11 protein-coding genes are annotated in these 11,691 nt (G+C 32.9%); 9 read left to right on the top strand and 2 right to left on the bottom strand.

The features are described from left to right. Positions 1–157 precede the first annotated feature (157 nt). A complete protein-coding gene (locus C4S35_RS08510) occupies positions 158–838 on the bottom strand; it encodes a Crp/Fnr family transcriptional regulator (RefSeq protein ID WP_103999778.1) in 681 nt (226 codons plus the stop codon). Between the two features lie 112 nt (positions 839–950). Here C4S35_RS08510 and C4S35_RS08505 point away from each other — a divergent pair, with 112 nt between their 5' ends. The 8 genes from C4S35_RS08505 (at position 951) to C4S35_RS08470 (ending at position 9,728) form a co-directional block, all read left to right on the top strand. Next, entirely contained in the window at positions 951–3,356 is a 2,406-nt protein-coding gene (locus C4S35_RS08505) for a heavy metal translocating P-type ATPase (protein WP_103999777.1), read from the top strand. A 114-nt stretch (positions 3,357–3,470) separates the two neighbouring features. Further along, positions 3,471–3,662, top strand: a complete 192-nt coding sequence (gene ccoS / locus C4S35_RS08500; RefSeq protein ID WP_103999776.1) for a cbb3-type cytochrome oxidase assembly protein CcoS — start codon at positions 3,471–3,473, stop codon at positions 3,660–3,662. A gap of 2 nt (positions 3,663–3,664) precedes the next feature. Further along, entirely contained in the window at positions 3,665–5,854 is a 2,190-nt protein-coding gene (ccoN, locus tag C4S35_RS08495; protein ID WP_103999775.1) for a cytochrome-c oxidase, cbb3-type subunit I, read from the top strand. A 4-nt stretch (positions 5,855–5,858) separates the two neighbouring features. After that, entirely contained in the window at positions 5,859–6,038 is a 180-nt protein-coding gene (locus C4S35_RS08490; protein WP_103999774.1) for a cbb3-type cytochrome oxidase subunit 3, read from the top strand. 18 nt (positions 6,039–6,056) lie between these two features. Then, a complete protein-coding gene (locus C4S35_RS08485; RefSeq protein WP_103999773.1) occupies positions 6,057–6,950 on the top strand; it encodes a cbb3-type cytochrome c oxidase N-terminal domain-containing protein in 894 nt (297 codons plus the stop codon). A gap of 89 nt (positions 6,951–7,039) precedes the next feature. Further along, on the top strand, positions 7,040–8,458 hold the full coding sequence (gene ccoG, locus C4S35_RS08480; protein ID WP_103999772.1) for a cytochrome c oxidase accessory protein CcoG: 1,419 nt from the start codon (positions 7,040–7,042) through the stop codon (positions 8,456–8,458). Positions 8,459–8,497: 39 nt separating this feature from the next. Beyond that, a complete protein-coding gene (locus tag C4S35_RS08475) occupies positions 8,498–8,947 on the top strand; it encodes a FixH family protein (protein ID WP_103999771.1) in 450 nt (149 codons plus the stop codon). 79 nt (positions 8,948–9,026) lie between these two features. Next, complete coding sequence (locus C4S35_RS08470) at positions 9,027–9,728, top strand: sulfite exporter TauE/SafE family protein (RefSeq protein WP_103999770.1); 702 nt, start codon at positions 9,027–9,029, stop codon at positions 9,726–9,728. Between the two features lie 178 nt (positions 9,729–9,906). On the opposite strand, the gene hemN is transcribed toward C4S35_RS08470, so the two are convergent. After that, positions 9,907–11,271 (bottom strand): oxygen-independent coproporphyrinogen III oxidase, encoded by a 1,365-nt coding sequence (hemN, locus tag C4S35_RS08465; RefSeq protein ID WP_103999926.1) that lies wholly within the window; start codon positions 11,269–11,271, stop codon positions 9,907–9,909. 203 nt (positions 11,272–11,474) lie between these two features. Here hemN and C4S35_RS08460 point away from each other — a divergent pair. Then, positions 11,475–11,691: helix-turn-helix domain-containing protein (locus C4S35_RS08460; protein WP_146059529.1), on the top strand; the 217-nt coding region annotated here is incomplete at its 3' end.

The raw sequence follows: 11,691 nt of genomic DNA, 5'->3' as shown, positions 1-11,691 counted from the left end.
ATTGGAAATCTATGATTTCCAAATAACTTAATTTTGGGAAGAAGCGAAGCGGCTTCCTAATAAATAGGAATTGGAAATCTATGATTTCCAAATAATTTAATTTTGGGAAGAAGCGAAGAAATTATAACTTAATTTAAAATAGGGAGTCATTTGATACCTATTCAGCCAATTTTTTTAGTTTACTGATGTCTTTCAAAAGGATTTTTTTGCCTGTTAATTCAATCAAACCTAATTTTTTGAAATCAGATAACAAACGAATACAACTTTCGGTAGCAGTGCCAATCATGCTGGCTAATTCATCTCTTGAAAGTTGGATTTTTAATGTATTGTCTTCATTTTTTCCAAAGGTATCGTACAAATAAAGTAGCGTTTCCGCTAATCTTTCTTTTACTGTTTTTTGGGCCAAATTGACCATATGATCATCTGCTTCTTTCAGATCTCCGCAAATTGTTTTCATCACATTCATCGAAAACTGATTGTTCTTATCAAAGAAACCCATCACTTCACTTTTTGGAATAAAACAAACCTCCATATCTTCTAGTGCAACAGCACTCAAATTCACCGGTTCTTCACTAATCATCGAGCGTTGTCCTAATAATTCTCCTTTTGTAACTAGTTTAACGATGTGATCTTTACCATTTGGACTCAATTTGGTTAGTTTGCACACACCATCTTTTATGCAATAAATTCCATTTACATTTTCACCTTCCTCAAAAATAACTTCACCCTTTTTTATAGTGTGAGATGTTTTACAATCAGAAAGATGAACTAATTCATTTTTCGAAAGCGCTTTCAAAGAACTGAATTCTCTAACAATACATTGTTCACATTTACTCATAATAAAAAGGGGATATATTAACCCGACAAATTTAACCATTTATATGACAAATGTCATATTTTTAACTTATTCTATTTACGACCTTTGTTGTAGGTAAAATGAGCAAAGATTTATGGACAGACAAAACTGTTTCCATTGTGGTTTGAATATTATAAAAGCAGAAGAAATTATTTTTGATGAAAAGGAATTTTGTTGCAATGGTTGTAAGACCGTTTACGAAATTTTCAGTCTTAATGATATGACTTGCTATTATGATTTTGAAAAATCACCTGGAGCAACACCCCAAGACATTAATGGTAAATATGATTTTTTAGACAATGAAAGTATCGTTTCAAAACTTTTGGAATTTCAAGAGAATTCAACCGCTATTATTTCACTTAATATTCCACATATACATTGTAGCTCGTGTATTTGGATTTTGGAAAATTTACAACGTCTTCAAAAAGGAATAAGCACTTCGCAGGTTAATTTCCCTGAAAAGACAGTTCGAATCACTTACAATCCAGAAACGGTTTCACTAAAGACGATTGTTTACTTGTTAAGTTCCATTGGATACGAGCCTTATATTAGTTTAGAAAACTATGAAACGGGTAAAAACAATGTAGATAGAAGTTTGACTTATAAACTTGGTGTTGCATTTTTTTGTTTCGGAAACATCATGCTGCTTTCATTTCCTGAATATTTCGAAGTTAAAGAATTCTGGCTAGATCAGTACCGCGGTTTTTTCCGTTGGTTGATTTTTGTTTTGTCGTTACCAAGTTTCTTCTATTCGGCTAGTGGTTATTATGTTTCGGCTTATAAAAGTATCAAATCTAAAATGCTCAATATCGATATCCCAATCGCTTTGGGAATTATTGTGATGTTTGTGCGAAGCACGGTTGATATCGTGATGGATTACGGTTCTGGTTTTTTTGACAGCCTTTGTGGTCTGATTTTCTTTATGCTTCTTGGCAAAATGTTTCAGATTAAAACCTATAGTTTTTTGAGTTTCGAAAGAGATTTTAAATCCTATTTTCCAATAGCCATTACCAAAATCAATTTAGATGCTTCAGAAGAAAGTGTTCCAATTTATGAAGTTGAAAAAGGTGACCGATTATTGATCAGAAACCAAGAACTAATTCCTGTTGACGGTATTTTAATTTCAGAAAAAGCGGAGATTGATTATAGTTTTGTCACTGGGGAAGCAATTCCCATTACCAAACATTCTGGTGATAAAGTATTTGCAGGAGGAAAACAAATGGGTAAAGTGATAGAAATGGAAGTATTACATTCCGTTTCACAAAGCTATCTGACACAGTTATGGAGTAATGATGTTTTTCAAAAAAATGTCGAGCAAAAGCACAAAACGATAACAGATAAAATTTCTCGATATTTTACTCCTATTCTTTTATTAATTGCCTTTTCAGGTTTTGGATATTGGATTTTTATAGATACCAATATCGCTTTCAATGTGTTTACGGCGGTACTGATTGTTGCTTGTCCTTGTGCATTGGCATTAACCGCTCCATTTACTTTTGGAAATGTATTGCGAATTTTAGGAAAACAGAAATTTTATCTCAAAAATGCTTTGGTTATTGAGCAATTGGCGAAAGTTGATACTATTGTTTTCGACAAAACGGGAACAATTACCACCAATAAAAAATCGAATATATCTTATGAAGGAGTTATTCTTTCAGATGAAAATTTGCTGTTGATTAAAAATGTACTTCGGGCTTCAAATCATCCGTTGAGCAGAATGTTATATGATTATTTACCTGTTGTAATCTTGCAAAACAAATCGGCAGAGGAAACTAAAAAATTAAAAGTTGATGCTTTTGAAGAAATTACAGGAAAAGGGATTCAAGCACAAATTTTTGGATACCAAATTCAAATTGGTTCTGCATCATTTGTAGAAAAATCTGAAGATAATAGCATTCAGCAGACTTCGGTTCATATTAAGATTAACGGAATTTATTACGGAAAATATATTTTTAATAATCAATATAGAGAAGGATTAGCGGCGCTTTTTAAGAATTTAAACAACAAGTATCAAATAAAAGTTTTGTCTGGCGATAATGAAGGAGAAAGGGCAACGCTAGTAAAACTTTTGCCGAAAGGCACGGAATTAATTTTTAATCAAAAACCAGAACAAAAATTAGAATTTATCAAGAATTTACAAGAACAAGGCAGAAACGTAATGATGGTGGGCGATGGATTGAATGACGCTGGAGCTTTGGCACAAAGTAATGTTGGGATTTCTATTTCTGAGAATGTAAATGTTTTTTCGCCGGCTTGTGATGCTATTTTAGATGCCAATGAGTTTCAAAAATTGGACTATTTTTTGAAATTATCTAAGAATTCTATTACGACAATTAAAATGAGTTTCACCTTGTCTTTATTGTACAACGTAGTTGGATTGTCATTTGCAATAACAGGAAATTTATTGCCTTTGGTTGCTGCTATTATTATGCCTTTAAGTACTGTAACTATAGTTAGTTTTGTTACGGTTATGAGCAGTTACTATGCAAATAAAAAATAATATTATAAAACCTTTTATGATTTTTTTCACATACATTTGGCAAACTTAGAAAGTATGACAAATGTCATATTAAACGGGAGAACGTCGCAGTAACTTTGTAAACACAATTAAGATATGAGTGTCATTTATTTATTAATTTCCATCAGTATAGTAGTTGCTATCGGCTTTTTTATCGCTTTTATAAGAGCAGTAAAAACAGGTCAATATGACGATGATTATACGCCATCAGTTAGAATGCTTTTTGATGATGAGCTCAAAATTGAAAACCCAAAACCAATACAAACAAAAGAAGAAAAACAAATTTAATTATGGAAATGCAGCAGTTTTATTATGATAACAAAATTGTAAAGAAATTCATTTACGCCACGATCCTTTTTGGCGTAGTAGGAATGCTAGTAGGTCTTACATTGGCCATCATGTTCCTTTTTCCTAACCTAACAGACGGAATTCCGTGGTTAAGTTATGGAAGATTGAGACCTTTACATACTAACGCAGTTATTTTTGCTTTTGTAGGAAATGCTTTTTTTGCAGGAATGTATTATTCTATGCAACGATTGCTTAAGGCACGAATGTTTAGCGATATTTTAAGTAATATTCATTTTTGGGGTTGGCAGTTAATTATTGTAGCTGCAGCAATCACCTTACCATTGGGTTATAGTTCTTCAAAAGAATATGCCGAATTAGAGTGGCCAATAGATATTGCAATTGCCATAATATGGGTAGTGATGGGTATCAACATGATTGGAACACTTATAAAAAGAAGAGAACGACACTTGTATGTTGCGATCTGGTTTTATTTGGCAACCTTTGTTACCATAGCTGTTTTGCATATTTTTAATAATCTAGAATTGCCTGTTTCTGCAATGAAAAGTTATTCTGTTTACGCAGGAGTTCAAGATGCTTTAGTGCAATGGTGGTACGGACATAATGCGGTTGCATTTTTCTTAACTACTCCTTTTTTAGGATTGATGTATTACTTTGTTCCTAAAGCAGCAAATCGTCCGGTGTATTCTTATAGATTATCAATCGTTCACTTTTGGTCCTTAATTTTTATTTATATCTGGGCAGGACCACACCATTTATTATATTCTGCCTTGCCTAACTGGGCGCAAAATTTAGGTGTTGCCTTTTCATTAATGTTGATTGCGCCATCTTGGGGTGGTATGATAAATGGACTTTTAACTTTGAGAGGAGTTTGGGATAAAGTACGTGTAGATCCAGTTTTAAAATTCTTCGTGGTAGCGATCACAGGTTACGGAATGGCTACTTTTGAAGGTCCAATGTTATCGCTAAAAAATGTTAATGCGATAGCGCATTACACGGATTGGATTATTGCACACGTTCACGTAGGTGCATTAGCCTGGAACGGATTTATGACTTTTGGTATGATTTATTGGTTAATTCCAAGAATGACTAAAAGTACTTTGTATTCTCTTAAACTGGCTAACTTTCACTTTTGGATAGGTACTTTAGGGATTATTTTATATACAATTCCAATGTATGTTGCTGGGTTTTTACAAGCTTCTATGTGGAAACAGTTTAACCCAGACGGAACTTTAACTTACGGTAACTTCCTGGAAACAGTAACTCAAATCATGCCGATGTATTGGATGAGAGCTATTGGCGGTACACTTTATCTAATCGGAATGTTGACATTAGTGTATAACATCGTTCAAACAATAAGAGTAGGTTCTCCAATAGTAGATGAATTAGCCGAAGCGCCAGCATTATTGAAAATCAGTTCTGGAAGAATTCAGGGAGAAAAATTTCATCCTTGGTTAGAAAGAAAACCTATTCAATTAACTATTTTGGCAACAGTTGCTATTTTAATTGGAGGAGTTATACAAATTGTACCTACCATTATGGTAAAATCGAATATTCCCACAATTGCAAGTGTGAAACCGTATTCGCCTCTAGAATTAGAAGGACGTGATTTATATATTCGTGAAGGTTGTGTAGGTTGTCACTCTCAATCAGTTCGTCCTTTCCGTAGTGAAGTAGAACGATATGGTCCACAAGCTAAAGCAGGAGAATTTGTTTATGATCATCCATTTCTTTGGGGATCAAAACGTACTGGTCCGGATTTACAAAGAGTAGGAGGGAAATACAATGACAATTGGCATTTCAACCACTTTTGGAATCCTCAAAGTATATCTGCAGGTTCTATTATGCCCGGTTACAAGTGGTTGTTTGATAATAAACCAATGGATATTTCTTTAACTCAAAAGAAAATGGAAGCCATGGTCACACTTGGGGTTCCTTATACTGCCGCTCAAGTTGCAAATGGTCTTACTGATTTGAGAGCTCAGGCATTGAAAATTGAAGAGAATTTGAAAAATGATCCTGACTTTGTAAAAAGTTATAATGACAGTAAGAAAAAAGCAGAGGCAAGAGGAGAGAAATTCGTTCCAATGAATGAAAGAGAAATCGTTGCATTAATTGCCTACATTCAAAGACTTGGAACTGATATTAAAGTAAAAGATTTAGCAAAAAATTAAAGTCATGTTTGAACAAATAAAACACAATATGGAAACTATCGAGGGAGTTTCGATTTATCCAATCTTATCTTTATTAATTTTCTTTATTTTTTTTGTAGGGCTTGGCTTCTGGGTTTTCTCCTATAAAAAAGAGAAAATCAATGAAATGAGTCAAATTCCATTGAACGACAATCAAACAGTATAATTTTTTAAAATCTAGAAAATGAAAAAATTAATTCCAGCATACGTTAGAGTCCCACTTATTTTCTTTGCTGTCTTTGCAGCGATGGAATATTTTATAGACTCTGGTAACAGACCCGCTTTCATAAAATTCCCAATGGTTTCTGTTTTTCTATTCGTATTTCTTTTCCTTTTGATAGCGATAGAAATTACCTTAAGCGCTGTGGATAATATCACATATCATCTTTTAACAGAAGATCAGAAAGCCAAATTAAATGAAGTTAATAGCTTAAGTTTTCAAGATAGCGAATGGTACAAAAAACTGATAAAAAGTTTGACTAAATCCGAACCAATCGAAAATGAAGGCTTACTATTATTAGATCATGATTATGATGGTATCAAAGAGTTGGATAATAATTTACCACCGTGGTGGGTTTATTTATTCTATGCGGGTATTATTTTTGGTGTAGTTTATATGGTGCGTTATGAAATATTAGGCGCCGATAATCAGGAAACCGAACTTAAAAATGAATTGGCTCAAGCCAAAATTGAAGTAGCAGAATATATGAAAACTGCTCCAGATATGATGGACGAAAAAACAGTGACTTTGTTAACTGAACCGACTGATTTAGCAGCAGGGAAAGAAATTTTCGCGACCAATTGTGCCGCTTGTCATAGAGCAGATGCCGGAGGTCAAATTGGACCAAATCTAACTGATGAGAATTGGATTTTGGGAGGAGGAATAAAAAATGTATTTCATACTCTTGTAAATGGAGGACGCGACGGAAAAGGGATGATATCGTGGAAAGGGACTTTGAAACCAAAAGAAATGCAAAAGGTTGCCAGTTACGTTCTGTCTCTAAAAGGAAGCAATCCTATAGATCCAAAAGCACCAGATGGTGAGGTTTGGGTTGATGAAACTGCTCCAAAAAAATAAAAAATTAGATTAATCTCAAAATTTCATTTTCATTGTTTATATAACTTTGACTTTGCCATTTTGAGATTAAATATTTAAATAAAAATAAAATGTCAAAATTACCAGACGAAGCTTTTAGAGATACGATCGGAACAATTGATGAAGAAGGAAATCGAAAATTTATTTTCCCTAAAAAGCCTTCAGGTAAATTTTATGAGTACAGAAAGTGGGTCAGCTACTTTTTGTTGATTGTTCTTATTGCTAATCCTTTTATAAAGATCAATGGCAATCAATTCATGATGTTTAACATTTTGGAACGACGATTTAATATATTTGGATTTCCATTTTGGCCTCAGGATTTTTACCTGTTCGTTTTGTTTATGATTATTGGCGTAGTTTTCGTCATCCTCTTTACGGTAATTTTTGGACGAATATTTTGTGGATGGATTTGCCCACAAACCATATTTTTGGAAATGGTTTTCCGCAGAATTGAATATTGGATTGAAGGCGATCGGGGTGCCCAAATTCGTTTAGAAAAACAAGAGTGGAATGCGGAGAAAATTAGAAAGAAGGCCTTAAAATGGACTGTATTTTTAATAATTTCTTTTTTTATCGCCAATGTTTTTCTCGCGTATCTTATCAGTAGTGATAAATTGTTTTTAATGATTGAAGAAGGACCTGAAAATCATGTAAGTACATTAGTTTCGTTATTGATTTTCACAGGTGTTTTCTATTTTATTTTTGCTTGGTTTAGAGAACAGGTTTGTATTATAGCCTGTCCTTACGGAAGGTTACAAGGCGTTTTATTAGATGATAAATCGATAAATGTTGCTTATGATTTTGTACGCGGTGAAAAAGAATTGGGAAGAGCTAAATTCAATAAACAGGAAGATAGAGCCGCATCAGGAAAAGGAGATTGTATTGATTGTAAACAATGTGTGAACGTCTGTCCAACAGGAATTGACATTCGTAACGGAGTTCAACTGGAATGTGTAAATTGTACCGCCTGTATTGATGAATGTGATACTATAATGGTCAATGTTGGATTGCCAAAAGGGTTAATTCGCTATGCTTCTGAGGATGAAATTGAGAAAAAATCAAAGTTCAAATTCACGCCAAGAATGAAAGGCTATTCGGCCATATTGCTAATTTTGACAGGAATTTTAATAGGATTATTGTTTTTGAGAACAGATGTAGAGGCGAGTATTTTGCGTCTCCCAGGCCAATTATTCCAACACAAAGGCGATAACATCAGTAATATTTACACTTTTAAGATTATAAATAAAACCAACGATGATCTTAATGCTATTCACTTTAAATTAGTCGGCATCAAAGGAACTTTGAAAGTTGTAGGAAAACAAGATCTAAAAGTACCAAAACAAGGGATGAACGGAGGAACTTTATTTATTGAAATCAATCAGAATTTATTAGACAGCGACAAGACTAAATTAAAAATTGAAGTTTATAACGGTGCTAAAAAAATTGAAACCAGTACAACTAATTTTTTAAGTCCAAGAAGCTTTGAATAATTCCATCAGTTTTGGGTTTAAAATATTAAAATAAAAGACATGAAAATTAATTGGGGAACGGGAATCGTGATTGCTTTTGCATTATTTATGACCTTTATTTTATACTTTGTTTTCAAAGTTCAGTCGGATTCAAAATATGATAATGAGTTGGTTGTAGACGAATATTACAAACATGATGTTCATTTTGGTGATGAAATGGTTCGAATTCAAAACGCACATGATTTGGCTCAAAAGCCAATAATTTCAAATGCTCAAGAAGGAATTACAATAGTATTTCCTAATATATTTGTTCCAAATAAAATAAAAGGAAATGTGTCCTTATATAGACCGTCTAACAAAAAATTAGATTTTGAAGTTCAAATTTCATTATCTAATCCTACTTTGCTCATACCTAAAAAAAGTCTGGTAGGCGGTCAATGGGACATTAATATGGAATGGCAATATGAGGGTAAATCATATTTAACCAAGGAAACGATTTATATAAATTAAAAGATCTTAGATTACAGATTTTAAATCTGCAATCTAAAATCTACAATCTACAATCTACAATCTAAAATCGGCAATCTAAATGTTATATTCTGCTTTCATCTTTGGCTTGATTAGTAGTTTGCACTGCATAGGAATGTGCGGTCCAATTGCTATGATGTTACCTGTGGATCGAAACAATCCAACGAAGAAAGCTACTCAAATTTTTACGTATCATTTGGGAAGATTGTCTGCTTATGCTACTATTGGTTTGGTTTTTGGCTTATTAGGCAAAGGTTTTTTTCTAGCGGGCTTACAACAAAAATTATCTATATTCATTGGAATCGCAATGATTTTAGTAATTTTAATACCAGAGAGAACTTTTGCAAAATACAATTTTTCAAAACCTGTTTTTAATTTGATTTCCAAAATTAAAACAAAGCTGGGAAGTCAGTTTAAAAATAAAAATTACAAATCGCTGTTTACAATAGGTTTACTCAATGGATTTTTGCCTTGCGGAATGGTTTATGTTGCTTTATTTGGTGCTATCGCGATGCAAAGTGCTGGTTTTGGTGTTTTGTACATGGTTTTATTTGGATTAGGCACCGTTCCATTGATGAGCAGTGTAGTTTATTTAAATTCTTTTATAACGATTCCCATCCGAAATAAAATTCAAAAAGCAATTCCTTACGTTGCAGTTATAATTGGTGTGTTATTTATTTTAAGGGGTCTAGGATTAGGTATTCCTTACGTATCTCCTTCAAATATGAGTTTGTTTGTGCAACAAAATCCCAATTGTCATTAAATTTTATTTGCTGTGTTTTAACTTAAATTAAAAAGTAAACCGGGAAAGATTCTAAAAAAATCCATTTTACGAAAGTTGAAAATCCTCATTTTATTTTCCACAAAACAAAATAATTAACTTTGATGTTAAATCAGAAAAACACGCCTTAAAGCGTGTTTTTCTGATTTATGCGTGTTCATTAAATTGTCATGGAGAACAGTTCAGTTTCCGGTGCTTTTCGTTTTAAACGCAGGTCAAATGCCATACAAATATTTCTTACATAGGGTTTTCCTGCGTCAGTAACTTGGATCATATTGTCTGTAATGATAAGAAGTCCATCTTTTTCCATTTCTTTTAACTGAATTAAAATTTCTGGAATCTCTTCAAAATAAGTTTCATCATTTCCCCAAGAAGTTTGAAATTGGCACATTAAATTCAGAATATGTTTTCTAATAATAAGATCTTCATCGGTTAGTAAATGTCCTCTGTAAACAGGTAGTTTTCCCCATTCTAAAATCTGGTAGTAATCTTCCAAATTCTTGACATTTTGAGCAAAACTAAGCCAACTGTCGCTTATTGAAGAAACTCCCAAACCAATCATCAATTTAGTTTTTGAGGAGCTGTATCCCATGAAATTGCGGTGTAGTTTTTCATTTTGAAAGGCTTTGTATAAACTATCAGTTTCCAATGCAAAATGATCCATTCCTATTTCATAATATCCATTTTCATATAATAATTTTTTGCCTGTTTCATAAAGTAATCTCTTTTTATCATCTTTTGGAATATCTTGATCATTAAATCCGCGTTGTCCATTACCTTTTATCCAAGGAACATGCGCATAACTATAAAACGCCAATCTATCGGGCTGCAAAGATTTTGTTTTTTCAATAGTATCGATAATATCTTCAATTTCCTGAAAAGGTAATCCAAAAATGATATCATGACCAATCGAAGTATACCCAATTTCCCTTGCCCAAAAGGTAACTTTAGCTACATTGTGAAAAGGCTGTTCTCTATGAATTGCTTTTTGTACTTTCTCGGAGTAATCCTGGACGCCAAAGCTCACTCTTCTGAAACCTAAATCATAAAGTTTTTGTAAATGTTCATGTGTCGTATTATTGGGATGGCCTTCAAAACTAAATTCATAATCGGTAGCTTTATTAGCATGACTTAAAATCCCATTAATCAAATCTTCTAAATTCTTTGGAGAAAAAAAAGTAGGTGTTCCTCCACCCAAATGAATTTCCTTTATTGTTGGTTTTTCGTCAAGAATTTTACAGTAGATAGTCCATTCTTTCAAAACCGCTTGTATGTATGGATTTTCTGCGGTATGATTTTTTGTGATACGTTTATTGCATCCGCAGAAAGTACACAAGCTTTCGCAAAAAGGTAAGTGAATATAAAGACTTATTCCTTCTGAAGTATTGCTGGAGGAAAATGATTTTTTTAAAGTTTCAGTCCAGTTTTCATGCGAAAAATCAGTTTCATCCCAGTAAGGAACAGTGGGATAACTAGTATATCTAGGGCCCGGAACATTGTACTTTTGAATTAGAGAATTTTTCATGGGAACGACATTTATCATCTATCAAAAGTAAAACTACTACTAATTATTTAAAATGATATTTATCATATTACTAGATTCAACTAATTAATGCAACTTTTAGGGGGGAGATAAAGACATTTTTTCAAAAGAAAGGACTTTTAAAAAGCCCTCTCTCTCGAATGGAATAAATGTTCTTTATTTGCTCCTGACCAAAGTTGTAAATAATGAGCCACTTAACCAGCGAACAAAGATGCACAATCGGTGTATTATTAGATCAAAACTACAATAAAAGTGAAATAGCAATTCTTATAAATAAGGACAAATCTGTTATAACACTTGAATTAAAACGCAATTGCGATTTACGCAGTGGTAAATACAGTTCTGAATTAGCTCAGCGAAAATACGATAAGCGTCAAATAAATAAACCTAAAAAAGTTTATC

It is taken from the genome of Flavobacterium urumqiense (genome assembly GCF_900108015.1).
Taxonomy (GTDB): domain Bacteria; phylum Bacteroidota; class Bacteroidia; order Flavobacteriales; family Flavobacteriaceae; genus Flavobacterium; species Flavobacterium urumqiense.
The sequence above is the reverse complement of the archived record's forward strand: the minus strand, read 5'-3'. Positions and strand labels throughout refer to the sequence as shown.